Annotated in this window: 25 protein-coding genes; 16 read left to right on the plus strand and 9 right to left on the minus strand. The window is 58.4% G+C overall.

Annotation, left to right across the window (positions count from 1 at the left end):
• Positions 1-197: 197 nt before the first annotated feature.
• Positions 198-539 (minus strand): hypothetical protein, encoded by a 342-nt coding sequence (locus JIN78_RS00005; RefSeq protein WP_200389861.1) that lies wholly within the window; start codon positions 537-539, stop codon positions 198-200.
• A gap of 279 nt (positions 540-818) precedes the next feature.
• The gene (locus JIN78_RS00010) at positions 819-1,262 is read right to left on the minus strand and encodes a hypothetical protein (protein ID WP_200389862.1); all 444 of its coding nucleotides are present in this window, start codon (positions 1,260-1,262) and stop codon (positions 819-821) included.
• 92 nt (positions 1,263-1,354) lie between these two features.
• On the opposite strand from JIN78_RS00010, the gene JIN78_RS00015 reads away from it, so the two are divergent.
• Positions 1,355-1,642, plus strand: a complete 288-nt coding sequence (locus JIN78_RS00015; protein WP_200389863.1) for a hypothetical protein — start codon at positions 1,355-1,357, stop codon at positions 1,640-1,642.
• A 99-nt stretch (positions 1,643-1,741) separates the two neighbouring features.
• On the opposite strand, the gene JIN78_RS00020 is transcribed toward JIN78_RS00015, so the two are convergent.
• The gene (locus tag JIN78_RS00020) at positions 1,742-5,437 is read right to left on the minus strand and encodes an Ig-like domain-containing protein (protein ID WP_200389864.1); all 3,696 of its coding nucleotides are present in this window, start codon (positions 5,435-5,437) and stop codon (positions 1,742-1,744) included.
• Between the two features lie 204 nt (positions 5,438-5,641).
• Here JIN78_RS00020 and JIN78_RS00025 point away from each other — a divergent pair, with 204 nt between their 5' ends.
• Positions 5,642-6,256: a DUF4126 domain-containing protein gene (locus JIN78_RS00025; RefSeq protein WP_200389865.1), complete on the plus strand. Its 615-nt coding sequence runs from the start codon at positions 5,642-5,644 to the stop codon at positions 6,254-6,256.
• Positions 6,257-6,317: 61 nt separating this feature from the next.
• Here the strand turns inward: JIN78_RS00025 and JIN78_RS00030 are convergent, their stop codons facing one another.
• On the minus strand, positions 6,318-7,007 hold the full coding sequence (locus JIN78_RS00030) for a YiaD family glycine zipper/OmpA-like lipoprotein (RefSeq protein WP_200389866.1): 690 nt from the start codon (positions 7,005-7,007) through the stop codon (positions 6,318-6,320).
• A 111-nt stretch (positions 7,008-7,118) separates the two neighbouring features.
• Between JIN78_RS00030 and JIN78_RS00035 the strand changes: the two genes are divergently transcribed.
• The 3 genes from JIN78_RS00035 to JIN78_RS00045 all read left to right on the plus strand — a co-directional run bounded on the left by JIN78_RS00035 (position 7,119) and on the right by JIN78_RS00045 (position 8,844).
• Positions 7,119-7,643 carry an NADPH-dependent FMN reductase gene (locus JIN78_RS00035; RefSeq protein ID WP_200389867.1) on the plus strand — a complete coding sequence of 175 codons (525 nt, stop codon included), beginning with the start codon at positions 7,119-7,121 and terminating at the stop codon, positions 7,641-7,643.
• A 191-nt stretch (positions 7,644-7,834) separates the two neighbouring features.
• The gene (locus tag JIN78_RS00040) at positions 7,835-8,284 is read left to right on the plus strand and encodes a DUF2383 domain-containing protein (RefSeq protein WP_200389868.1); all 450 of its coding nucleotides are present in this window, start codon (positions 7,835-7,837) and stop codon (positions 8,282-8,284) included.
• A gap of 137 nt (positions 8,285-8,421) precedes the next feature.
• Positions 8,422-8,844 (plus strand): PEP-CTERM sorting domain-containing protein, encoded by a 423-nt coding sequence (locus tag JIN78_RS00045; RefSeq protein ID WP_200389869.1) that lies wholly within the window; start codon positions 8,422-8,424, stop codon positions 8,842-8,844.
• 30 nt (positions 8,845-8,874) lie between these two features.
• Here the strand turns inward: JIN78_RS00045 and JIN78_RS00050 are convergent, their stop codons facing one another.
• Positions 8,875-10,230, minus strand: coding sequence for a sigma-54 dependent transcriptional regulator (locus JIN78_RS00050; protein WP_200389870.1), 1,356 nt, complete (start codon positions 10,228-10,230; stop codon positions 8,875-8,877).
• Positions 10,231-10,303: 73 nt separating this feature from the next.
• On the opposite strand from JIN78_RS00050, the gene gmk reads away from it, so the two are divergent.
• The 3 genes from gmk to JIN78_RS00065 all read left to right on the plus strand — a co-directional run bounded on the left by gmk (position 10,304) and on the right by JIN78_RS00065 (position 12,316).
• Positions 10,304-10,900, plus strand: coding sequence for a guanylate kinase (gmk, locus tag JIN78_RS00055; protein ID WP_200389871.1), 597 nt, complete (start codon positions 10,304-10,306; stop codon positions 10,898-10,900).
• A 7-nt stretch (positions 10,901-10,907) separates the two neighbouring features.
• Positions 10,908-11,438 (plus strand): flavoprotein, encoded by a 531-nt coding sequence (locus JIN78_RS00060; RefSeq protein WP_200389872.1) that lies wholly within the window; start codon positions 10,908-10,910, stop codon positions 11,436-11,438.
• A gap of 239 nt (positions 11,439-11,677) precedes the next feature.
• Complete coding sequence (locus JIN78_RS00065; RefSeq protein WP_200389873.1) at positions 11,678-12,316, plus strand: phosphopantothenoylcysteine decarboxylase domain-containing protein; 639 nt, start codon at positions 11,678-11,680, stop codon at positions 12,314-12,316.
• On the opposite strand, the gene JIN78_RS00070 is transcribed toward JIN78_RS00065, so the two are convergent.
• Entirely contained in the window at positions 12,304-13,809 is a 1,506-nt protein-coding gene (locus JIN78_RS00070) for a trypsin-like peptidase domain-containing protein (protein ID WP_200389874.1), read from the minus strand. The two genes, JIN78_RS00065 and JIN78_RS00070, sit on opposite strands and share 13 nt — an antisense overlap.
• Positions 13,810-13,933: 124 nt before the next feature.
• Between JIN78_RS00070 and ffh the strand changes: the two genes are divergently transcribed.
• Both ffh and JIN78_RS00080 read left to right on the plus strand, forming a co-directional pair.
• Positions 13,934-15,352, plus strand: coding sequence for a signal recognition particle protein (gene ffh / locus JIN78_RS00075; protein WP_200389875.1), 1,419 nt, complete (start codon positions 13,934-13,936; stop codon positions 15,350-15,352).
• Between the two features lie 119 nt (positions 15,353-15,471).
• Positions 15,472-15,912, plus strand: a complete 441-nt coding sequence (locus tag JIN78_RS00080) for a DUF5069 domain-containing protein (protein WP_200389876.1) — start codon at positions 15,472-15,474, stop codon at positions 15,910-15,912.
• A gap of 185 nt (positions 15,913-16,097) precedes the next feature.
• Here JIN78_RS00080 and JIN78_RS00085 read toward each other — a convergent pair whose 3' ends face one another.
• Both JIN78_RS00085 and dgt read right to left on the minus strand, forming a co-directional pair.
• Positions 16,098-16,589: a hypothetical protein gene (locus JIN78_RS00085; protein WP_200389877.1), complete on the minus strand. Its 492-nt coding sequence runs from the start codon at positions 16,587-16,589 to the stop codon at positions 16,098-16,100.
• A 9-nt stretch (positions 16,590-16,598) separates the two neighbouring features.
• Positions 16,599-17,381, minus strand: coding sequence for a dGTP triphosphohydrolase (gene dgt / locus JIN78_RS00090; protein ID WP_200389878.1), 783 nt, complete (start codon positions 17,379-17,381; stop codon positions 16,599-16,601).
• A gap of 98 nt (positions 17,382-17,479) precedes the next feature.
• Between dgt and pdxA the strand changes: the two genes are divergently transcribed.
• From pdxA to JIN78_RS00115, 5 genes are all read left to right on the plus strand, one after another.
• Positions 17,480-18,460: a 4-hydroxythreonine-4-phosphate dehydrogenase PdxA gene (gene pdxA, locus JIN78_RS00095; RefSeq protein WP_200389879.1), complete on the plus strand. Its 981-nt coding sequence runs from the start codon at positions 17,480-17,482 to the stop codon at positions 18,458-18,460.
• Between the two features lie 203 nt (positions 18,461-18,663).
• Complete coding sequence (locus JIN78_RS00100; RefSeq protein ID WP_200389880.1) at positions 18,664-19,221, plus strand: hypothetical protein; 558 nt, start codon at positions 18,664-18,666, stop codon at positions 19,219-19,221.
• A 110-nt stretch (positions 19,222-19,331) separates the two neighbouring features.
• A complete protein-coding gene (locus JIN78_RS00105; protein WP_200389881.1) occupies positions 19,332-19,874 on the plus strand; it encodes a hypothetical protein in 543 nt (180 codons plus the stop codon).
• A 101-nt stretch (positions 19,875-19,975) separates the two neighbouring features.
• Complete coding sequence (locus JIN78_RS00110; RefSeq protein WP_200389882.1) at positions 19,976-20,359, plus strand: hypothetical protein; 384 nt, start codon at positions 19,976-19,978, stop codon at positions 20,357-20,359.
• Between the two features lie 360 nt (positions 20,360-20,719).
• Positions 20,720-21,175: a hypothetical protein gene (locus JIN78_RS00115; protein WP_200389883.1), complete on the plus strand. Its 456-nt coding sequence runs from the start codon at positions 20,720-20,722 to the stop codon at positions 21,173-21,175.
• Between the two features lie 69 nt (positions 21,176-21,244).
• Here the strand turns inward: JIN78_RS00115 and JIN78_RS00120 are convergent, their stop codons facing one another.
• Positions 21,245-22,927: a PQQ-dependent sugar dehydrogenase gene (locus JIN78_RS00120; RefSeq protein ID WP_200389884.1), complete on the minus strand. Its 1,683-nt coding sequence runs from the start codon at positions 22,925-22,927 to the stop codon at positions 21,245-21,247.
• 134 nt (positions 22,928-23,061) lie between these two features.
• Here JIN78_RS00120 and JIN78_RS00125 point away from each other — a divergent pair, with 134 nt between their 5' ends.
• Positions 23,062-24,909, plus strand: a complete 1,848-nt coding sequence (locus JIN78_RS00125) for a sulfatase-like hydrolase/transferase (RefSeq protein ID WP_200389885.1) — start codon at positions 23,062-23,064, stop codon at positions 24,907-24,909.
• The last annotated feature ends 47 nt before the right edge of the window (positions 24,910-24,956 follow it).

The raw sequence follows: 24,956 nt of genomic DNA on the forward strand, positions 1-24,956 counted from the left end.
ACGTCCGACCCCGCTTACACGTCCGACCCCGCTTACACGTCCGACCCCGCTTACACGTCCGACCCCGCTTACACGTCCGACCCCGCTTACACGTCACGGACCGACCCCGTCTGCGACCCCATCAAGAATCTCACCAAAAAATTTGGCAATCCAGTACGATGTCAAAGTAGTGCGCTACACGGAGATTCCGCGTCTGACTAAATTTCTTCGTGTAGCACATCCTCAATTAACGAAAGTAATTTGGTCCCTCTTAAATCGTCCCCTCTAGACTTCACTATATATTTGAAGAAATCAATAAATACATCATCATAACCATCCACGCACTCCCTTAAATAAAGAACAATTATTTCAGCGTAAAACAAAAACCCTTCTTTTCCTAAGTGCAGGAAATCATTTAAAAAATAATCAGGATTAGATAAAAACATCTCATAGGACTCCGGTATCGACTTGCCAAAAAAATGCTCAGCTGCAATTTTTTCATCTAAATCACGCCCATCAGTAGGAGTTAGCTCTTTAAACGATGGATAATCCTTTTCCATTACTTCACTTCTAATTCTCACATGTTTGAAGAGCTAGCGTGCATTTTGCGACATGTTTTATGGCCTTGTTCCGCTCCTCTTTATGATCTTTCTCTTGCTTTGCTGATCCCTTTGCTATCGCCCCGGGAAGGATATAGTCACACTTCTTCCCTAAATATTTCTTTCTTCCAGCAGAAACAGAGGACCAACAAGTTATATTCTCTCTCACTTTATTACACCTCATACAAGGTTTACATTTTTCGCACTTATCTTCCATTTGCTTGTAAGCGGCATGAAGAGTCACACATTCAGATATTTTTTTGCACGTTTTCTCAATTCTTGCTCTGCTCGTTTCCTTGCTGCTTTTTGAGCCGCCTTCTTCGCAGAAGTTTTAATAACTTTCTTGATTACAACTCTCCCAACGACGACAGCGACAGTTATACACACACCTCCGCATAAGGCCTCTCCGAGAATATCAACTTCATTTACAGACCTATTGCTCACGAAAGAATAAACATTATACTCCCCTGTTTCAAAATTTTCCCCGATCGGGTCCCTACTTGGCCAAAGAGGAATACCCGACGCGGTTTTCGTAATGGTAGCACGATTTTTCCAGCGTGGTTGTGGGCTTTGCAGACGATTGCCCGGGCGCGATCTGCTCGGGTCCACAGAAAATCCCCAGATGCAGTTTTCTGGCGTGGGGCCGCCCTCTAAGGCGTAGGTTGATGTCACGTAATAGGACACTTTTCACCCGTAGTGGGTAGCAGCTTTTAACAGGGAATGGAAGAGGCGATTTTCAATCGAATATGGTCGTTCCTTTTCATATTCAGCGCTCAATGCCCGACCGCGCAATCTACCAATCGTTTCCCGAGGAGGCTCGTTTGACGGCGGAAAACAACAGGAGGGACCGCTCATCGCTGTTGGCTGCCACTTGCGTCCTGGGCTCCGACCTCTTCGACTTGCCCTTGCCGATTATTGGCTGGGAATGGGAATGTCACGACTCCTTTTGTGAGAGAGTCTCCTACGGCTTTGCCGCTTATCAGTTTATTCAGCAAATCCAGGTGCGACGACTCGTTTTCCAGCTCTGGCCCTTCTCCTTCTCGGCCTCCTCTGGAGCACGATAGCAAACCGCAGATAACAGCCAGAGCGATCATTTGCGGTAAGCTGGGCATACCAGAGTAGAACCTGCAGGCTCGACGCCGTCAATTGCAGGGTGACTCCCCCTACTGTTGCACGACCCGGAGGCGGGCAAAAATCCGACTTTGCCCCTCAGGGAGAGAGCAGGAGATTTCTTCATCGGTCTCGATCGAAGCCTCCACCGTGGTCCAAGGATCCTGCAAATCCGGCGAGGTCTCGATGGTGTAGCGCAAATCACCATTGGCCGCCGCCTCCGCTCCCTTTGCGAAAGAGAGCACGCCATCCCTTAAGGTGCCAGGCGAGGGTTCGGCAGCCTGCGGGTCGAGCCCGAGGGCATATTCGACCAAGTTGCTCACGCCATCGCCATCGTCATCCCCTTGGGGGCCGGTGGTGACCTCGTGCTCGCTCGACCAGTGGGAGTAGCCCCCGGGCAGGGTGGTGAAGCTGGCCGTGCTCCCCCAACCGGTGCCGGCGCTATTGCTGGCGGCGACATTGTAGTAATAGGTCTTTCCAGGAGCCAAGCCGCTGAGAGGGACAATGGTAGAGCCCTCGCCCCGCGAGCCCAGGAAGACACTCGTCGACCAGTCCCCGGCGACGGTGGTGCCATCGCTCTGCCCATAATAAAGGGTGACCGCCGGAGTTTCTCCCCCATCATCAACCACGTTGACACTGAGATTGACGCTGGTCTGGGTGAGACCGGAGAGGGAGCCGCTGGCGACGGCGGGCGCTTGCGGACCGAGCGATCCCTTCCATTCGAGGCTCATGCGCGTCACCACCCAGTTCGGGTCGGAGCCGCCACCATCGGAGAATTCGAGATTGAGCTCGCCATCGCTCACCGCGACTTCGCCGCGCACGTAAGGATAGGCCCCGGCCTCGGAGTCCAGGCCGGGCTCCAGCAGCACGCCCTCGGCTCTCACCACCATGTCATCATGAGGATTGAGCCGATCGCCCATATTGAGCGTGATGGCCCAATTGCCATTGGCCAGCTTGTGATTGAGGACGGTGGTGCCACTACCAAAGACGAAGTCACGATTGATGTTGTTCACCCCTCCGCCCAAGTCGCGGTCGGCGGACTCGATGGCGTCGCCACTCCAGGAGATTTCACCCGTGGTATCCGGCCAAATCGGCGTCCAGCCACTTTGCACCACCGAGTCCTTGGGGCCGATGTCGTAGTCATATCGGGTTTTGCTGAGGTCCACGATTTCGCTTTTTTTGATCAGCGAGAGACGGGTCACCACCCAATTGAGATCGGCTCCTCCGCCATCGAAAAATTCCAGGTTCAGCTCGCCATCGGTCACCGTGACATCGGCGTTCACGTATGGGAAAGAGCCAGCTGCGGAGTTGACTCCCGAGCCGATGAGCTCGCCCTCCGCGCGCACGCCCATCTGGTCGTGGGCCACGGTGCGGTCGCCCATATTCATGGTGATTCCCCACACCCCGGGGGTCAATTTGTGGTGGAGAGTCGCCGCTCCCGAGCCGGTGATGAGGTCGCGGTTGATCTCATTGGTGCCCTCCTGCCCGCGGTCGAGACCGGTCACAGGGGCCCCACTCCAGTAGACCGCGCCCGCGCTTTCGGGACTGATGAGGGTCCAGCCGGGACGAATGACGGACCCGGCAGGCCCCAGGTCATGATTGTAGCTGTAGCGCGTGCCATCGACAATCTCGGCCACTTTTTCCAGGGAAAGCCGGTTGATGACCCAGTTGGCATCACTGCCCCCCTGATCGAAGATCTCCAGGTTCAGTTCTCCATCCCGCACTTCCACTTGACCATTAACATAGCTGAATTCGGCAGCAGCAGAGTTCACTCCCGAACCTATGGTGATGCCTTCGGCGCGCACGCCCATTTGGTCATGGGCATGGGTGCGATCTCCCATGTTGATGGTGATCTTCCAGACGCCATTCCCGATTTTATGATTCAAAGTCGCAGAGCCGCTACCGGTGACGAAGTCGCGATTGGCATCATTGACGCCATCGCCCAGGCCGCGATCGCGGGCTTCGACTGCCGCTCCGGTCCAGTTGATATCTCCCGTGGTTTCCGGACCGATGGCCGCCCAGCCCGCCAAAACGGGGGAATCGAGCGGTCCCAGATCGTAGTTGAAGGAAGTGGTGTTGGTATTGACGGTGACCGGGCCCTGATTGATGACGTAGACCGTCCCCCAATCTGTCAATCCCGTGGCGTCGCAGACCGTGTAGCTAAAAAAGTCCGGCCCATTGTAGCCGGGCGGTGGGGTGTAGATCACCTCGTTGCGCCCTCCCGGTCCCGTTCCCTGCGAAAGGGAGAGGGCCCCTCCCTTTTGGCTCACGGTATCGAGCAAGCGCAGGTCGAGGACGTCATTGTTGCAGTCGTAATCGTTTTTGACGGCATCGATGGTCACCGGGTCGCCAAAGGAAACCGCGCGATCGCGAAAGCCGAAGGGAGGAATAGGCCCCGGATTGGCAATCAGATCACCATGATTTCGCTTCTGCTGCTTCACATTGTAGACAGCCTGGGCTTCGTCACTGGCCATGCGGCCGATATTGTGGTCTCCCCCGCCGTGCATGATGCTGACGAAAAGGTGCTTGCCCCCGGCCGAGCTGGCACCCGAACCACTGCGAGGCTTGGACTCATAGAACGAGCCGGGCGGGATGTGCCCCGCATTGTATTGGTCCTCATCATATTGCGTGATGGGCGCATCTCCCGTGTGACGCAAGCTCCAGGAATGGCCAAACTCGTGCACAAGCGTGCCATCAGCCCAGCTGGTAGCCCCATTACTGGCGCTCAATGCATAACGGCTCCCGGTGCCTACACTATTCACGTAGGCTAGGCCGGAAGGGGAGGCCCGCACATGGTAGACCGCGAGGTCGTGGGTCGTCCCCACTTCGGCAGGGTGATTGTTCCAATAATCGCGGAAAGCACTCAAGCCTCCGCTATGGGTGCCATTGTTCACTTGGCCGTCCAGAGGATCATTTGCCGCCGAGGTGCGAATGATGACCGTGCCCAGGCGATGCTTGATGCCCGTGGCCCGCAAATAGCGCGAGTCGAGATTTCCCGGGATGCCCTGGGCCACCGATTGCGCATAGCTGAGGTCACCGCCGTAGTTGTTGAGGAATGCCCGCGAGCTGATCTCCACCCCGACCTCGTATTCGAGGACATCCATCACCCGCTCGGGAGCGAGAGTCGCGGTGGAAGCCTCTTCTGCCCCGCTGCTTTTGGCCGCAAATACAGTGAAAGCGGTCGTGATGGGCAGAGGCGTGGCACCCAGCTCTTCGCCCTCCGCCGTGATGATGGGTCCCGGCAAGGTCTCTTCCGTCCCGCAGGCCTGCTGCTGATCGTGGTCGAGGGAGAGCTCGTGGATACCCTCCTCCCCGGTCGGACTCACAGTGATTGTGACCTCCCCGGGCCGAATGATATTGGCTATCAGCCCTTCTTCAGTCAGCACGGCACTCACCGCGTAGTCAGCATTCTCTCCCACCTGACCCAAGTAAGAGCGGTCTGGCCCCGGATCAACCGGAGTGAGAGCGCCCGCCCCATCACTGACAAGAAAACGGGTGTTCGCTCCAAAAACCCGATTCTTTTGCAAATGCAGGTGGTAAATTTCCCCTCCCAGGGCAAGCGGGAGAGTAAAGGACTCTGGCAGACCATCGGGGAGGTCGAGAGACACCCGGGCCTTGACCGCGTCTGGACCGGAAACAAGAGGGGGATGAGACGAGCATCCGCAGGGTAAACTCGCTTCCGCTCCAACTCCGCCGGCCATCGCCAGTGCCGCCCCCAAGGTGAGAGTAAATTGCTGAATGACAGTCATGGATTTTAAGAAAACGACCGCCCCGCACTCATATTGCCCGCCCGAAAAGCGGCTTTTTTAGAAAACAGACCTACTCCCGGACGATTTTCAGGCGAAAGAAACAAAATAGTAACCTTCGCCGAAAATCCGACTCTCGCCAGCATGAGAAACCGCAGGGGATTTTCCCATCGCTGCTTCTCGCGGAATGAGCTAGCCTCTCACACCATGGAAATCCTCGAACATCTGGGCCTCGCCCTGGGTTTTGCCACCTTCGCGGGGGTCAATCTTTACCTCACCACCTTTGTGGCCGGACTCGCCATCCGCTTCGACTGGTTGGCGCTGGCCAGCAAACACGAGCAACTGGCCATCTTGGGCGACCCCTGGATACTGGGCGTCGCCGCCACCCTCTTTATCGTCGAATTCTTTGCCGACAAAATACCCTGGGTCGACTCCACCTGGGATGTTCTCCACACCATCGTGCGCCCGGCAGGGGGCACCCTCCTCGCGCTGGCCGCCTTGGGCGAGCTCGATCCCGTGGTCTCGGTCATCGCGGGTCTCCTGGCCGGGAGCACTTCTCTGACCACCCATCTGGCCAAGACAGGAAGCCGCCTCTTTCTCAACCTTTCCCCGGAGCCAGTTTCCAATATCGCAGCGAGCTCTGCGGAAGATGTCACCGTCCTTGGAGGCTTGGGGCTGATGGCCATTGCTCCCGTGCCCGCCCTCTTCCTCTGTGTCCTCCTCGTCATCGCCGCCGGTTGGATCGTTTGGAAAACGAGCGGCCTCCTCCTCCGAGGCTGGCGGAAATTCCGCGGTCGCCCCAGCCTGGAGGCCACCTCTTAAGCAAAAAAACCCGGGCTTTGCAGGCCCGGGCTTCTTCATCACAGATTCGAGGAGGCGTCCCCTATTGCTGGGGCACGATGTGGATTTCCACCCGACGGTTTTGCGCCTTGCCGGCTTGGCTGGAGTTGGAAGCGATGGGCTGGCTCTCGCCATAGCCGCGCACAATGAGACGCTGGGGATTGACCCGACGACTGCTCAGGTAATTGGCCACGCTCAGCGCCCGCTGCTCGGAGAGATTCTGGTTATAGGAAGTGCCCCCATCGGAGTCGGTGTGGCCTTCCACAGTGACGAGGGTGCGGTCAAACTTATTGAGCACCAGCGCTACCGAATCCAGGGTATTGGTCACCCGAGGTTGCAGATTGGCGCTTGCCACGCTGAAGGTGACGTCGTTGGGCATATTCAGGATGATGTCGTTGCCCTGGCGGGTGACGCTGACTCCGGTGCCTTGCAGCTGACGACGGATGAGGGCTTCCTGCTGGTCCATGTATTGCCCGATCCCGCCCCCAGCGAGGGCCCCGATGCCAGCCCCAATCAGGGCGCCACGTCCGGCATCCCCATCGCCGACATTGTTGCCAATGATGGCTCCCAGGCCAGCGCCCGCGAGAGTGCCGAGACCAGCTCCGGCGGCGGTCTTGGAAACCTGTTGCTGCCCGGTGTAGGGATTGGTGGTGGTGCAGCTGACGAGGGCGAAGAGGACGCTGAGCGCACTTGCTTGCACGCCACGACGAAGGATTGCGGTCTTATTTTTCATAACTGGAACAACAGTATTCATGGCCCCTGAAACGTCAACGAAGGGACGTGTATTCGATGTTGCCAGCCTCTTTCATTGCCACCCCGTTGCCAGGAGGCCAGTCTGTCAGGGATGAAGATTCTTTCCTTCGGGGCCTCGACCAGTTCCCAATCCATCAACCGGCAGCTGGCCCGCTATGCCGCCAATCTCGTGCCAGGTGCAGAGGTGACGGATCTCGATTTGCGCCAATTCGAATTGCCGCTCTTCTCGGTCGATGGGGAAGAACAAAATGGCATCCCGCCTAGCGTGGAGGAGTTTCTCGCCCTCATCGATGGCCATGAGGCCCTGGTCATTTCCTTGGCCGAGCACAATGGCAGCTACGCCGCGGCCTTCAAAAACCTCTACGACTGGGCCTCGCGCCAGCGCTACGAGGTGTGGGGCCACAAGCCCCTGCTCCTGATGGCGACCTCACCGGGGGGACGGGGGGGAGCCAGCGTCTTGGCTGCCGCCGAGGCCACCTTTCCCCGCATGGGAGCAGAGCTCAAGGCCACCTTCAGCCTCCCCAATTTTCACGACAACTTTTCCCCCAAAGAAGGTATCCAGGATGAGACCCTAAAGGAGAAGCTGAGTTCGGCGGTCGCCAAGCTCACTGCCTGAAGCCGCAAAAACGGAGAGGCAGCTTGCAAGGTCGGGGTTGCAAGCTGCGGGGTTTTCCCCCTCCTGACCCGGTGCTAACTGGGCAAAACAAACCTAAGTCGCTGATGTCCTGTGGTTGGCACAGAGACAGCGAAGGGAGAGAAGAGAGTCCCTTGAGAAGAGAGGCTCTCTCAACCCTTCAAAAAAACATCATGACTGAAACCATTCTGAATCGAGATTGTATCCGTGCCTGTAACGAATTGCTGAGAGGTGAAATCTCAGCAGTGGAAACCTACGGCACAGCCATCGACAAGTTCAAAGACGAGCCCGAGGTCGCGACCCTCATCCAGATCCGCGACGGCCATCGTGCCAGCGTGCAGACCCTCACCGAGAACGTCCGCTCCATGGGCGGGCAACCGGATCACGATTCCGGAGCTTGGGGCACCTTCGCCAATGCGGTGCAGTCCGCCTCCGCCCTCTTCGGCGAAAATGCGGCCCTCACTTCCCTCATCAATGGGGAGGAACACGGCATCCACGAATACGAGTCCGCTCTCAATAGCGACGACGTGATGACCGAGTGCAAAGCGATGATCCGGAGCGAGCTGCTCCCCCGCCTGCTGGAAAACAAGGCCACTCTCGAACAATTGCGAGATCGCGTCTGACGCGTTTCCCCCACTCCCCCCCGAGAAAAGAAAAGCGGACCGGCAAGGTCCGCTTTTTTTGCACCCCAGCCTCCCGTCGTCTTCTTACCACTCGCATTGCCCTTGTAGAAAAGACAGCGGGGCCCCACGTTGACGTGATGAAGATACTCGCTGTGCTTTTCCTTTTTCCCACCCTGATTCACGGCCAAGCTCTCTTCGAAATCGCTCCTTACCAAGAGGAAGCCGAGCCGCACCCCTCGATTTTAGGGTCCGTCTCAAGTTCTTATTCTGCAAGCATCGTGGAAGCTTGGGCTGCGAGGGAGCCTTCTGCCGCCCGCGGATGGCTCAATGCAATCTTCGCACAGAACGAGATTAATCGGGTTCCAATCGAATCCACCGAATGGGAACAGCAGATTCGTGACCGGCTGCTTGACCAAATCCAGCGCGATCCCGAGAACGCAGCGAGATACGAAAGGATTCTTGCCAACCGCTTTGGCATCACCTCCATTCCCGAGCCTGGCACGACCTTCATCCTGTCGTTCGCAGGCCTCCAGGGACTTTTGCGGAGAAGACGCCTCTAACGGCGCACGAACGGAGCCGTCTCCTCTCCCTCACTTCTTCAATTTCTCCCGCAGCGTCAATCGCGTGATGCCCAGCCAACGGGCGGCCTTGGATTGATTGCCCCCGCTGCGTTCCAAAGCCTGCCGAATGGTCGCCCTTTCCGCCTCGGCCACCACTTGGCGCAGAGCATTGCCTTCCCCCGCTTCCTCGGCCTCATCGAGAGCGGCGCGAGCCAGTTCCGCCAAGTGATGATCCACCGCCGGCTCCCTCGCCGGGGCCAGAAGTTCGGCGATATCCTCACGACTAATGACCAGGTCGCGCCTTTTGAGGAGGGCCCGGCGGAGGACGTTCTGCAGCTGGCGCACATTGCCCGGCCAAGGCTGACGGGCGATGAGAGAGAGGGCCTCGCGGGAGATTTTCCCCTGCACCCCCAGTTCTTCCCCGAGATGGGCCAGGAAGTGACGGGTGAGCAGCTCGGCATCGCCCATGCGATCGCGCAGCGGAGGGAGGACCAGGCTGGCCGCCTGCAGGCGATAGAGCAAGTCCTCGCGAAAGGTTCCTTCTTCCACCATTTTTTCCAATGGCTGATGGGTGGCGGCGATGACCCGCACATCGATGGCAATCTCACCCCGGCCGCCCACGCGTTCGATCCGCTTCTCCTGCAGAACCCGGAGCATCTTGGCCTGCAGGGGCAGACTCATGTCCCCGATTTCGTCGAGAAAGAGGGTGCCGCCATTGGCTTGCTCGAACTTCCCCTTGCGCGCCACGGTGGCCCCGGTGAAGGCCCCCTTCTCGTAGCCGAAGAGCTCGCTCTCCAGCAAATTCTCGGGGATGGCGGCACAGTTGACCACCACCAGGGGCAAGTGGGCGCGGTGGCCATGGGTCCAGAGAGCGCGGGCGGCCAGCTCCTTGCCCGTACCGGTCTCGCCCCGCACCAGCACCGTCACCGGGGTGGCGGCCAGCTTGGCAATGTCGCGGTAGACCTTGCCCATCGCCCGGCTGGTGCCCACCAGTTCGCCCGAAGAGCCCTCGATCGCACCCAGCTCGAAGTTGTCCTCATCATGGGCACTGGCCACCGCCTCGGCCACCAGCGAGCGCAGCTCCGCCCCATCGAAGGGCAGCGGCAGGAAGTCATAGGCCCCGGCCTGCACGGCCTCAATGGCCCCCGCACTGCCCTCGGCCTGGTCCACCACCAGAACCGGGATGGTGGGAAAATCGCCCTGAATCCGTTGCAGCGCGGGCAAATCCAGCGGCATCACCACCAGGGCCAGTCCTCCCTCCTGCAAGGCCGCGAGCGCTTCTGCCAAGCTGGCGCTCTCCCGCACCTTGTAGCCTCCCTCCCGCAGACAAGCGCTCACCGGCTCGCCCGCGGCAGGGCTGCTTGCCCAATTCAAGACCCACCTCATCGCGGAAAAGCCTATCCATTCGCGCCCGAGTGGTCCAAAACAGAATGCGCCCACCGGCATCCTTTTTGTCCCTATGACTTCCACTGGCATCCTCTACCTCGTCTCCGGACCCTCCGGTTCGGGAAAAACCACTCTCTGCCGCCGTCTCGCCCTCGAGGGCCTGGCTCATTACTCCACCTCCTGCACCACCCGCTCCCCACGCGCGGGCGAGGTCAATGGTCGCGACTACCACTTCCTCACCGTCCCCGAGTTCCAGGCCGAGATCGCGAACGGAGCTTTCCTCGAGCACGCCGAGGTGCACGGCAACTTCTACGGCACCCTCCTCAGCGAGGTCCTCACTTTTCTCCAACAAGGCAAGGACGTGGTCATGGACATCGATGTGCAGGGAGCGGAGCAAGTGCGGCTCCATCCCGACCCGGACATCCAGCGCGCCCTCGTCGACCTCTTCGTCATGCCGGCCACCGACGAGGAGCTGGAGCTGCGCCTGCGCGGCCGCGGCACCGACCCCGAGGAAGTCATTGCCCTGCGCCTGAAAAATGCCCGCGAAGAAGTCCCGCACTGGCCGAAATACAGCTACCGCCTCCTTTCGACCGACAAAGAAACGGACTACACTCTCTTCAAGAACCTCCTCCTGACCCAACGCCTGCGCACCACGCGGCAGAAAGACTGATTTCCCCATGAACATCGTGCTCGGCATCACCGGATCCATCGCAGCCTACAAGGCCGCCGACCTCACCTCGCAACTGGTCAAGGAAGGTCACGAAGTGCATTGCGTGATGACGCAGGCCGCCACCGAGTTCATCACCCCCCTCACCCTGCAAGTCCTTTCCCGGGAGCCGGTCCTCGTCTCCCTCGAGGATGAGAAAAACTCTTGGAAACCCGGTCACATCGAGCTTGCCGACGAGGCCGACCTCTTCCTCGTGGCCCCCCTCTCGGCCAATACTCTGGCCAATTTCGCGCAAGGTCTTGCCCCCGATCCCCTCTCCTCCATCTACCTCGCCCTGCCTCGCGAAACCCCCGTCCTCCTCGCCCCGGCCATGAACGGCAAGATGTGGCAACACCCCGCCACCGTGCGCAATGTGGCACAGCTCAAGGAAGACGGCTGTCAATTCATCGAGCCCGCCAGCGGCGACCTTGCCTGTGGCTATCAGGGAGTCGGCCGCCTCGCCCCCGTGGAAAAAATCCTCGCCGTGGTGGCAGGGTGTTAGTTGGAAGAAGCCTCAAGATACAAGACGGCAAGATTCAAGATTTCAGTCGTAAAGTTGAGGTGGGATACTTTGGGTCTTGGTGTTTTTGGGACAACCGCTGAGAAGTGGAGGGCGGGGAGATAGCGCGGAGGGCAAGAAGTGTCTCACTAATTTTGCTTTCACCGCAAAGCCGCGGAGTGAGTTGATTTGAGGAGGTTTAAATCTTGTGTCTTGCCTCTTGTCATCTTGTATCTTTACCCATGACCATTCTCATCACGGCCGGACCGACCCGCGAAGCCATCGATCCGGTGCGCTACCTCACCAATCGCTCTTCGGGCAAGATGGGCTACGCCCTCGCCGAGGCCGCCGCCCGCAAGGGCCACCGCGTCATCCTCATCTCCGGCCCCACCACCATTGAGGTGCCCGATGGCATCGACTTCATCCCGGTGGAATCCGCCGCCGATATGCACCAGGCGGTCAAGCACTGGATCGGGAAAGCCCAGGTCGCCCTCTTTGCCGCTGCCGTGGCCGACTACCGCCCGGCGCGGGTGGAGGAGCAGAAAATCAAGAAAACCGGCGACACCCTCACCCTCGAACTCGTCCGCACCCCCGACATCCTGGGCTCCGCACGAGCGGAATTCGGCTTCACCGGCTACCTGGTCGGCTTCGCCGCCGAGACCGAAAAGGTGGAAGAAAACGCCCTCGCCAAGCTGGAGCGCAAAGGTTGCGACCTCGTCATTGCCAACGACGTCAGCCGCTCCGACATCGGCTTCGACTCCCGCGAGAATGAGGTCACCCTCCTTTTCCGCGACCGGGTGATGCCGCTGGAAAAAGCGAGCAAAGAACACCTCGGCCACGAAATCATCGCCATTCTGGAGGAAGAAAGTCAGCTTTCCTGAAGCCGTGGCAAGGTCACCTTCAGCGCTTGCGGCCCCCGCCGGATGACCAGTTCGGTCTCCCGGCTCGGCGCGGAGGAAATGAGGCGAGCCAGCAGCTGGGTGGCCTCCAGCATCCGCCGGCCATTGATCGCGAGGATCAGATCGCCCTCGAGCACCCCGGCCTCGGCAGCCAGACTGTCGGGTAAGATATCCACCACCAGCACGCCCTGGCCACCCCGCATGCGCTCCAGCACGGAGAGCTCCCGCACAAGGAGCCCCACCCGCTGAAGCACCTCCCGGCTATCGGTGGGCGGACGCTCGCTATCCTGCCCCAAGTTCGAGCTCCGCCACTCATCGTAATCCGCAATGGTGGCCACCAGATCCAAATTTTCGCGGAAGCGCCAGACCTCCAGCTCCACCTCCTCGCCCACCTGAGTGCGCTGGATGAGGGAAATGAATTGCGCCAGACTCCCCACCACCTGCCCTCCGTAGCGGCGCACAATATCGTTGGGCTGGATGCCAGCGAGCTCGGCCGGACTCCCCGGCACCACCTCATCAATGGCGATGCCCGGGCCCTGGGGATAGCCCAGCTCGTAGCGCACCCGGGAGTTCAGGTCGCTGCCCATAAGACCGAGGAATCCGCGCACCGGACGCCCGCGTTCCAGAATCTGGGTAAAAGTCTCGCGCACATCGTTGGACGGAATGGAAAAACCCACCCCCGCGAAGGCCTGATTCTCTTCATCCGGCGAGTAGATGGCGACATTGATGCCGATGATTTCGCCGCGATAATTCACCAGCGGCCCGCCGGAATTACCGGGGTTGATGGCGGCATCGGTTTGGAAAAGATCACGCTGGCGATCGGAGAGAGTGCGCTCCTTGGCCGAGATGATCCCCTGCGTCACCGTCTCCCCCAGGCCGAAGGGATTGCCCACCGCAAAGACCATCTCCCCCGGCTGGACGACATCGGAATTCCCAAAATTCAATGCCTCAAAAGGACCCTCACCCTCGATGCGGAGCACCGCGATATCCAGCGCCGAGTCCTTCCCGATCAGCCGGGCCGGGAAGCTGCGCCCGTCATGCAAAGTGATTTTCATCCCCACCGTGCCATCGATGACGTGCTCGTTGGTCACCACATGCCCTTCCTCCGACACGATCACCCCACTGCCAATGCCCGTCGTTTGTAGGCTCCGCTCGTAGACCTGACCCAGATAACTGAACTGCTCGCGCTGCTCGCCCACCGTATCGATACTGACCACTGAGGGCACCACGCTCCCCACCAGTCGGGTGTATTCGGAGTTCAGCCGCGCCAGCAACTCGACGTCCCCATCCCCCAGCCGTGGCATTTCCTTGAGGGTGTAGTCCTCGGGGCGAAATTGACCTCGCCGCAACTCGGACAAGCCCGCCGCCGCTCCTCCTCCCCGGCTTTCCTGCCATTGGCGAATGAGGAGAACCGTCCCGAAGGCCACCAGAAAGACCAGCAGCAGGGCGGCGAATCGCGCGAAAACGGCTTTCATGAACGCGGCGATCTTGCCTCCGACCGCCCCCGCGAGCCAAGCGAAAAGCGGCCTGGCCTCGCCCCGGGACCATCTCCACTCTTGATCAATTGGCCCTGACAACCCACTTTGGGGGCCAGAAGCCATGTTTTCCAACCTCTCCGACGCTCTCGACAAGTCCTTCCGCAACCTGACCGGAACGGGCAAAATCACCGAAGAGAATATCTACGATGCCCTCCGCGAGATCCGGCTCGCCCTCCTCGAGGCCGACGTGGAATTCTCGGTGGCCAAGAACTTCATCGAGACCGTGCGCGAAAAAGCACAGGGTGAGGAAGTGCTCAAGTCGGTCAAACCCGGCGAGCAAATCATCAAGATTTTCCACGACGAGCTCGCCGCCCTCCTCGGAGGCGACCAGGCGCCCCTCGACCTCAATCCCCCCGCCCACATCCTGCTCTGCGGACTCAATGGAGCCGGTAAGACCACCACCGCCGCCAAGCTGGCCCGCCGCCTGAAAAAAGAAGGCCGCCAGCCCCTCCTCGTCGCCTGCGACCTCTATCGCCCCGCCGCCATCGAGCAGCTCGCCCTGCTCGGTCAACAGGTCGACGTCCCCGTCTACACCCCCGAACCCGGCGAAAAGGACCTCGTCAAAGTCGCCAAACAAGCGCTCAAGTCCGACCTCGCCCGCCAAGCCAGCGTCATCATCTTCGATACCGCCGGCCGTCAGGAGATCGACCACGCCCTCGTCGAGGAACTCAAGAAGCTGCACAAATTCGTCAAGCCCAAGGAAACCCTCCTCGTGGCCGATGCCGCCACCGGCCAGCAGGCCGTCTCCGTGGCCCAGCACTTCGACGACGCCGTCGGCATCACCGGCATCATCCTGACCAAGCTGGATGGCGATGCCCGCGGGGGTGCCGCCCTCTCCATGCGCCAGGTCACTGGCAAGCCCATCAAATACATCGGGGAAGGCGAAAAGATCGAAAACCTCGCCGAATTCCACCCCGACCGTATGGCCGACCGCATCCTCGGCATGGGCGATGTGGTCAGCATGGTGGAAAATATTTCCGAGAAAATCGACCATGAGAAGGCGGAGAAAGCCGCCAAGCGCATGGCCAAGGGCAAGTTCGACTTCGAGGACTTCCTCGAGCAAATGAAGATGCTGCAGAATCTCGGCCCCCTCGAAGGCATCCTCGGCATGATGCCCGGCTTCAACAAAATCAAAAAGCAGCTCCCCAGCGGGGCCCTCGACGACAAGCGCCTGAAGCACATGGAAGCCATCATCCTCTCCATGACTCCCAAGGAGCGCCGCCGCCCGCAAATCATCAAAGGGACCCGCCGCAAGCGCATCGCCAAAGGCAGCGGCCGCACCCTCATCGAGGTCAACCAGCTCATCAAACAATTCGGTCAGATGCAAAAAATGATGGGCTCCAAGTCCAAGATGAAGCAGATGATGCAGCAAATGCAGGCCCTCAGCGACGAAGACGGCGGTGGCGGTCTCGGCGGCCTGGGCAATCTCCTCGGTGGCGGCGGCAAAGGCGGTAAGGGCGGCCCCCGCCTGCCCTTCTAACGCGCAGGCTCGAATGGAGCGGCGGAGACCCGAAACTAAAATCCCCGTTTGACAGCTGGTGGGGCGAGAGCAGTTTGCGGGGCGGCGCCCCTGAGCCCGCCTTTCAAATCCAAGTTATCATGCCATCCATCACCGCTCTCGACCTCAACAAAGAAGCTCCCCGCAGTCCTCGCGAAACCCTCGGCGGCTACGTCGTCGCCGCCCGCACCCTCGACAAGTGCCGGGCCGAAATCGCAGGCACCGCCGGCGACTACCACTTCGATTGCCCCCTCGACCAGCTCTTCCTCGAGTTTGTCGGCCTCTCCGGCGACCAGTTCCGTGAATTCGTAGCCACCGGGGCCGACGATGAAGCCGTCGTCCAATGGATCGCGGAAAACGGCCAATCACACACCAAAGAAGAAATCGTTCTCTGGAATAACGATCTCCGTTACAAGCGCATCAGCGAAATGAAGCCCGAGTTGCAGGTCTTCCTCGAAGACTACATCGCGGAATTTATCCCCAAAGACAAAGTGGTCTCTTATTGGTTCGACGTCTACGACTACGAGGAAGGCCGTCTCTAAAAGCGAGATAAGCGCTCTATTTTTCCTTGTCACCCCTGCACTTTTCCTGTCATTGAATGAGTCGATGATCCGTTGACCCTGGTGTCCGCGAGTCATTGAAAAATCCATTCCGCAGGCAATCTTCCGGCGTCAACGTTTGGTCGCGGTGGCGCCGGGAGATTCCATTTCTTTCCCTGCGGAAAAAACTACACGAGATCTCCGATCGAGCCGAAACCGGGCTCGAAGAGGCGTCGATACATCCGCACCGCCGAGCCATCGGTCATCGCCGCGAGGAGATCACATATCAGGCGAGCCCGCAAACGCTCATCTTGAGCCGCCGCTAATTCCTCCTCGTCCGCTTCCCGAAGAATTTGAAAATGCTGACCATCGATGGCCTCCCCACGCACATAACGCTTCTCCAACAACTCCCACAACCTTCGCAAGACATAACTACCCTTGTGCTCCAATTGCTTTAATTCGGGAGAGAGAAAAACGATGTCAAAGGCCAGCTTCTTAAAGAGAGCGCTCTCCTCCCGCTGAGCTTCCTCAATCACGAGTTGATAACGATAACGGTTCGACTCCGCGCTCATGAAATTAGTGCGCTCCTCCAGCCGGGTGGCACGAATGGCACTCCCGATGCGCGCGCCCGCGAAAGAATCGACCCGCCCCCGCCGGATGGCCCGCTTGAGACTACCCAAGGGCGTCTCCTAGCCAGTGTCGTGACCATTTTTTTCCGCCCAAGCCTCCAGCTTCTCAATAGTCAGGAATCCCGCCCGGGTGGCATCGGCCAGGTCATTGAGGGAGTAGGCCGTGTCGTCGGCCCAATCCATAATCTCACACTCGATGGAGCGAAAGCCATTGCGCTCCCGCCCCGGGGACAGCTCGATGGGAAAATCCCGCCCACCGAGCACGAAGTCGAGATAGCCATGCTGAGCATCGTAGAGAAAATGATGCTCCGGCCGGCTCCCCTCCGCGCTCAACTCGCTCCAAAGGGATTTATACTTGAGCACCCCATCAAGGAAGGCCCGGGAAGGGTCCATCCCGGCCCGCTTCTCGGAAAAAATCCGCTCAGTCAGCAGCCGCAAAGTCTGCGCATTGCCCTCAAAGCCGCCAAAATCGCACATGAAGTGATTGAGCGAGCGCTCACCGGCGTGCCCGAAGGGCGGATGCCCCAAGTCATGGGAAAGGCACACCGCCTCCACCAGATCGGCATCAATGAAGAACTCATCGTGCAGCAGATCGCTCGTCTTCTGCAACCAATCGCAAAGGCCCCGGCCAATCTGGGCCACTTCCAGGGAATGGGTGAGCCGGGTGCGGTAAAAATCGTATTCCCCACTCCAGAAAACCTGGGTCTTACTTTGCAGGGAGCGGAAGGCCGGGGTGTGCAACACCCGATCGCGATCGATCTGGAAGGGACTGCGATAATCCCCGGCCGTCGACTGACCCGAGAGCCGCTCCTGGTCAAAAGCGCGATAGAACTGGTTCTGCACCGAGACAAGCTGACTGGTTTGCCCGCCGGTGAAAACCCTTCATTGTGGCGATTTGATTGCCAGCGCCCGCTCTCTTGTCCATTTTGTCCCTCCAGCTCATGAAACTCGCCCTCACCCTCGGAGACCCCGCCGGCATCGGCCCCGAACTGGCCCTGCAAGTGCTCGCCCGCCCCCTGCCCGGAACCACGCCCATCCTGGTGGGCAGCGCGGCCCTGCTCCAGCGCGTAGCCGCCGCCACCGGACTGCCCTGTGAGGCTCCCGTTTTGAGCAAAGAGGACTTCCTCACCCGGTGCCCGGGCCACCCGGCCATTCTCGACCTTCCCCTGCCCGGTCTGGATCAGCTGGCACCCGGAGCACCCACCGCCCTCTCCGGACAAGCCGCCTACCATTGGCTCACCGAAGCTATCGACTTGACGCAGGCAGGAAAATTCGACGCCATCGTGACCTGCCCCCTCTCCAAGGAAGCCCTGCACCTCGGCGGGCACTTTTACGACGGCCACACCGAGATTCTCGTCGAGCGCTCGGGGACTACCCGCCACGCCATGATGCTGAGCGCTCCGGAAGTGACCGCCACCCTGGTGACCACCCACATCGCGGTCTCCGAGATTGCGCCACGCCTCACCCTGGAGCGCATTTGCGAAGTCACCCGGCTGACCGCCGCCGCCCTGCCGCTTTGGAAGGACCGCGACCGCCCCCCCCGCCTGGCCATCTTGGGTCTCAATCCCCATGCGGGCGAAAACGGCCTCTTTGGTGATGAGGAAGCCCGCCTCATTCAGCCCGCCATGGACCTCCTCCGTGCGGAAGGACTCGATTTGGTCGGACCCCTCTCCGCCGACACGGCCTTCATCCCTGCCATCCGCAAAGACATCGACGGCTACATCGCGATGTATCACGACCAAGGGCTCATCCCGCTCAAGACCCTCGCCTTTGATGAAGCCGTTAATATCACTCTCGGGCTGCCCTTCATCCGCACCTCCGTCGACCATGGCACCGCTTACAACCTCGCCTGGCAAAAGAAAGCACAAGTCACCTCCCTCTACGCCGCCTGCGAAGCCGCCCAACGCCTGGCGAGGAACTGACAAAGGCTCTCAAAACAGAATCCGGTAGGGAGGGTCTCGCCGAGCCCTCCGCGATGCGCCCCCTTTCGGCTTGCCCAAGCAACGGAAACTCAGCTACTCTACTAGTAGATTCAAAGCTGAGACCTGTCGAAAATGCCTATTTCCAAGCCTCTCACACCGGTCGCAGCGCAATCCAAGCGAAACTTTCCTTCTCACGCCACATCATGAAAATTTATGCTTCCCTTATAGCTTCAGCTCTTTTTTTGACATCTTGCTCGATTTCCAAAGATATCGCTGATAGCGATACACTTGCGATTGGCTTGGTCCTCTCTGAACCGGGAAGATCGGATAAAGCATTTGAAGTCGTTGAAAAACGAATTGGCGAGAGATTAGAGTTTAAGGACCAACGCGAATTTCTTTTTCCAACCAGCTACACCCCGGCAAATGTAGAATCGTCAACACCTCCAATTCCTGATGAATTCGCGTCCACCAAAACTGGGTTAAAGGCTGAATTCACAACTCGAAGACAAGGAGCTGAAATTATTATCCAAGGTGGAGTGAGCTTGAGAGAATTTCAGGGCTTTTCTAAGATGAATAGAAAATGGACGCAGCCCATTGAAGACGCTGAAGCCAATCAACTACTTGAAAGCCGTATCGAGATGCCAAAGTTCGAGACATATTACACCCCAATTTTTCTGACACTGAAAACCGGCGAATCTACAAAAGTGGAAGTTGCTCATCCTACGAAAGGGACGGCGTTAACGATTACCCTATCAGAATAGCTTGCCTAACCGGCAAGACAATGGGCTCCAAACCCATCAACCCAAACCAAAAAAACATTCTGCCCCAACTGGCGCGGCCTCTTTTTTACAGAAACTGTTCAACCAGAATTATGAGCGATAAAATGCCATTCCTCTCGCCGTGGCTGCTCAGTTTTTTCCTAGTTCTCACCACTAGCTTAGCCATCCTCATTTGCAATCGAATTACTGACAATCAAGAGGCAGGCGAAAGACAAAAACCAAATAACAGAAAGGATATTCCTGTCGGTGAAATAGATAAGAAATTAGTTGGTCGATGGGAGGGTCAATCGAAGAGAATTGGTGATGGGAAACTCCACGAATACATATGGTCAATAAATCTACTCCCATCAGGAAAATTTGAACTCTCGATCGCATTTAGAGGCTCGAACAGCGAAGCCAAACTTGTGGGGTATTGGAGTGTTACAGAGAATCTATTCACATTTTTTCCCGAGAATTCTAGCGCCGAATTATTTCCCGTCTCTTCTTTCGAGAACGAAGCTGAAATTGGCATCCTAGGATATCAGGCCTCCTTAACAAGATTGAATGACAATGAGCTAGAGTTTCACCTTTCCTGTGTGGACTCTTTGGGCTGTGATCATAAACTTACAGGGAATCGGGCCGAATCGACTCGGTGATAGTCTCCACCCCTATCGGCTCAATCCAAAAAAACGCTCTGCCCCTATTGTCGCATCTTCGCATTAATAGCCCTATTCGCTCAAAGTATTCTTGTGACGTAATGACTAAGCCTGAAAATAATTCAGATCTCTCAGGAACACCCTGGGAAAAGAATCCTGGCCACTTGCAAAAAACGAGTAATGAGCCAAAGCAAAAACCCGTTTGGTTGAAAAGAGCGGCATTCTCTTTAATAGCGACTGTATGTGGTGCTTTTGCCAGCTTCCACAGTTATCAAGGCGTTGAAGGTCCCGGAGGTATGGTGGATATTTCAATTCTATTTTTCCCAGTGATCGTTATCTTCGTTGGCGGCCTCGGAACGTTGATTCTTTCGATTATCTCATTGACGGAGAATGAAAAGCATTCCGGTTTAGCTTGGGCCACATTGGCAATCTCAGGTATTGCCCTTCTGATTTTGGCTTCTGCAATTTTTCCGGGAGCTTTTTGATTTCCTTTGTCAATCCGGCCCTCAATCGAATCTGGTTAGGTTAGTATTGGGCCCTAACCATCCCACACCACTGGACAGGCACCTCCTCCTCCCTTTCGCTCCGGCTCTCCAGATAAAAATGGACCTCCATCGCTCAAGCCCCTCTTTATCTCAGGAACTAAAACGAGCGGTCACAATGAGCTACCACGCTCCTCTTCACTGCTTTCTTCTTTATCATTTGGCGCCCTATTCGCGACTCACCACCACAAACCCGACCGAGAGTAGTCTTTGAGCTTCGACTGGTGAAAGAAACGTGATAAACCTAGCGAGAGTGCACTGAATCGGACGGATTGGGTGTGCTTAACGTTCGCTAGTAAGTAAATGCAGTTCATCTCAGCCAAACCCCTTGTTGATCGTTTTCAATCTGGTGAAATTTCAGAATCGGAGGTTGGTCCGTATTTCATGGCTTATATGATTCTCATGGCCTTTACTTCGTCTTTTCTAGTAGGGGACTTGGATTTTTGGGACGTCACGATGGGATTTTCATCCGTTGTCATTACACTTTTCGGGGTTTTGTATCTGAAGCAGCAGAATGGAGATACCTTTGGGGACCAATTTCTTCTGAAATATTTCTGTCTAGGATGGGTTGTTTCGGTGAGAATCTACCTTCTGACAATTCCAGCAATGGCGATTGTTTTTTCGCTCACAGCACTTTTCAAAGGCGTTCACGCCTTTTGGCCCCTTTTGACTCTCCTCGGAATTACTTTAGAGGTTCTGTTTTTCTGGTGGCTAGGAAAATTGTTCAGCGCTTCGAAGCTCCAACCGGCTCAATCATGATCGAATCCGGTCGGTAACGGGCTCTAACCACCGGATATCCAGCTCGCCATCCGGCTGCGCAATCACTCTTTACTCAGTGTGCTCTTCAGGGGCGAGGGAGAGGATGGCATCGACCATTTGGCTCAGTTGCTCCTCGTTATACTGCGGATTGGGCGGCATGGGAACTTCGCCCCACACTCCCACTCCGCCTTGGGAAATCTTCTTTGCCAGCAAGTCGACAGCTTGCTCGTCACCACGATACTTCATGGCCACTTCCGCGTAGCTGGGGCCAATGGATTTTTCCTGCGTCTGGTGGCAGGACAAGCAGATGGCCTCGGCCAAGAGTCCGTAGCCGGGGTGGTCACTGGAGATGCCGGCGAGGCGGGGATCCGCTTCCTCCGGCTCACTCTGCAGGGGTTCACTGGAATAGGTCACCCGCTTGAGCTTGCCATCGGTGCCGTCATACCACTTCGAGCCGTATTCGAGAATGTAGAGTGAGCCATCGGCGGCCAGCTCGACGTCGCTGGGATGAACGAATTTTTTGCTGTGGAGCCAATCCGTTTTCCAAAGCAAGGACTCATCCTCCGCCAGCTTGCTGAGCTGCATGTGGCCATTGTTCCAGTCGTAGGTGATGAGGCAGCGGTCGAGAGCGGGGGGGAGCTTGCTCTCCGCTTCGCGAAAATCATCGTGGTAGTAGACGGGACCGGCGCAGTAGCTGGAGCGACTGACAAACCAGAAGGGCTCGCGAGCGGGCGGGAGCTGCTCCAGCCCATCATTGAGGCGGGATTCGTTGAGGGGCTTGGCGGGATCGAATTTTTCACCCACTTTCTCGGCCGCAAAGTCGTAGCGGGCATAGGCCTCATTGGCTCCCACGAAGTAGGGCCAACCGTAGTAGCCTGCGGTCGCGGCCTGATTGATCTCGCAGTAGCCGTTCGGACCCCGGCTGGTGGTCTTGCGGGCATCGGGCCCGACATCGCCCCAGTAGAGAGTGTTGGTGCGCTGGTCGACGCCGATGCGCCAAGGGTTGCGACAGCCCATTGCGTAGATTTCCGGACGGGTCTTTTCCGTGCCAGGAGGGAACAAGTTGCCCTCCGGAATGGTGTAGCTGCCGTCATCCGTGGGCGTGATTCGCAGGACCTTGCCGCGCAGGTCGTTGGTATTACCAGCGGTGCGCTGGGAGTTGATGGACTCGTTGCCCTCGCGCTCGTCGAGAGGCGCATATCCATTGGATTTGAAGGGATTGGTATTATCCCCAGTAGAGAGAAAAAGATTGCCCGCGCCATCGAAGGCCAGGGAACCACCTTCGTGGCAGACGCCCACTTCGCGGCTTTGCTCCATGGTGAGGAGAACTTTTTCATCCTCCAGCCGACCATTTTTCAGGGTCCAGCGCGTGAGCCAGTGTTCGGACGGCTCCTGAGGTGAGTAATAGCAATAAATCCAGCCATTTTGGGAGAAATCCGGATCAGCGGTCACCCCCAAAAGACCGGTCTCGCGGGAGGTGCCGGCCTTCTCGTTGCGCACCGAGACCTCGAAGTGGTGGACGGTGCGGGCCCCTTGCTCGCCGGGGGTGTAGAGTTTCAGGGCCCCCGTGCGCTCGGCAATCAGGACCCTCCCATCGGGCAGTGGGGCAATCTCCATGGCGTCAACGAGACCGGAGACGAGGGTCTCCACCCGGAAATGGTCATCGGAGGGGACTGCAGCCGAATCAGCGGCCGGGCTGGCCGAGGTCCAGAGCATTCCCAGAAGGGCAGCGGAAGTGACTTTGCGAAACATCATGGGGCAAGATGGCAAGAGAGGGAAAGGCAGGCAAACAGAATCAACAGGGCAAGCAAGCCGGACGATCTTCCCCGTTCCGAGCTGATACTTTTCTTCAAAGACTCCCGTATGGCAGACATTCCCCGATTCTCATGAAATTTTTTGTCTTCCTCTGTCTCGCCCTGACTGCCTTTTCGACGGAAAAGCCCAACATCCTCTGGATCACCTCGGAGGACAATGGTGCCGACTGGCTGGGTTGTTACGGCAATGAGCAAGCGCGGACTCCCCACCTGGATGCTTTGGCGGCCCGGTCCGTGCGCTTTGCCAATTTCTACTCCAATGCCCCGGTCTGCGCAGTGGCCCGCTCCACCATCCTCACGGGCGTCTACGCTCCCAGCCAGGGGACCCAGCACATGCGCAGCCGCCACCCCATCCCGGCCAGCCATCTCCCCTACGTTAGCTACCTGCGCGAAGCGGGCTACTATTGCACCAATGCCTCCAAGACCGACTTCAATCGCGAAGGGGACGATAAAACGGTGTGGGATGCCTGCCATGGAAAAGCCCACTATAAGAACCGGGCCGAGGGTCAGCCCTTCTTCGCCATCTTCAATCTCACCGAGAGCCACGAGAGCTCCCTCTTCCCCGCGCGCATCGCCCAACGTCGCAAGAGCGGTCAGCTTCCTCCCGAGCCCCGACTGGCCTTGGCCGAGGTCGAGGTGCCTCCCTATCTCCCCGATTTGCCGGAAATCCGTTCCGACATCGCCGACTACCACGACACCCTTACCTTGATGGACCGCAAGGTGGGAGAAATCCTCGCTGAATTGGAAGAACGGGGACTGGCCGAGGACACCATCGTTTTCTACTACTCCGACCACGGAGGAGCCCTTCCCCGGGGCAAACGTTACCTCAAGGATACCGGGGTCAAGGTCCCGCTGCTCATCCACGTGCCCGCCAAGTGGCAGCAGCTTGCGCCCCATGCCAATGGTGAGGTGGTGAGCGAAACCGCCGCCTTCATTGACCTCGCTCCCACCCTGTTGTCGCTGGCCGGGCTGCCCAAACCCGCGCCCATGCTGGGTCGCGCCTTTCTGGGTCAACACCGTGAGGAGGGGGACCCCTACGTCTTTCTCTTTGCCGACCGCTTTGACGATATTTACGGCATGCGCCGGGGCCTCACCGATGGCCGCTTCAAGTATATCCGCCGCTTCAGCCCTCATCTCCCGGCGGCTCCCTACAGCTTCTATCAATTTGGTCAGAAGGGGTGGCAAGCCTGGCGCCAGGCTTGGCAAGCGGGCGAGCTCAGTGGTCGCCACGCCGCCATCTGGGAGTCGGACCAACCGGTGGAAGAGCTCTTCGACACTACTGCCGATCCTTGGGAAGTCACCAACCTGGCCGACGATCCCAGCTATCAGGTGCGGCTGCAGGCCATGCGTGAGGCGCTCGCCGCCCGCATGGTGCGCTACCGCGATACCGGCCTCATTCCCGAGCCCATGTTCCCCCAGCTGGCCCCCGGCAAGCCCATCGCGGACTTCGCCCGCAGTCACCAAGAAGAATGGCCCGAGCTGGTAGAGCTGGCCTTCCTCGCCAGCGCCCGGGAGGTGGATCAAGTGCCTCTCCTGCGGCAAAAGCTGGCCGCCAAATCGCCGCTGAAACGCTTCTGGGCCGCGCAGGGCTGCCTCATCTTGGGGAAACAAGCGGCCCCTGCCGAACCTGAGCTGAAGGCCTTGCTGAGCGATCCTTTCTCCGCCAACCGCATCGTTGCGGCACAAGCGCTCGCTGGTCTCGGCCAACGCGAGGCGGCCGTGAAGCAGTTGCTCGCAGAACTCGCCGACTTCGATCATCCCTACACCCAGCAATTCACCTCCAATGTCTTGCAGTCAATAGCAGCGCTGGAAGAAATCCCGCAGCAGTGGGTTGAGAAAGCCCTCCGGCTCAAGGAAAACGCCCAGAATGAATACATCATCCGCTTGGCCAATCGTCTGGTGGAAGAGCGCGCGGAATGAACACTCCGCAAGCACCCGCCCTTGCGCGAGTGCCGAATCAGACGAAT

The sequence above is a fragment of the Roseibacillus ishigakijimensis genome (assembly GCF_016595415.1).
Classification (GTDB): Bacteria; Verrucomicrobiota; Verrucomicrobiia; order Verrucomicrobiales; family Akkermansiaceae; genus Roseibacillus; species Roseibacillus ishigakijimensis.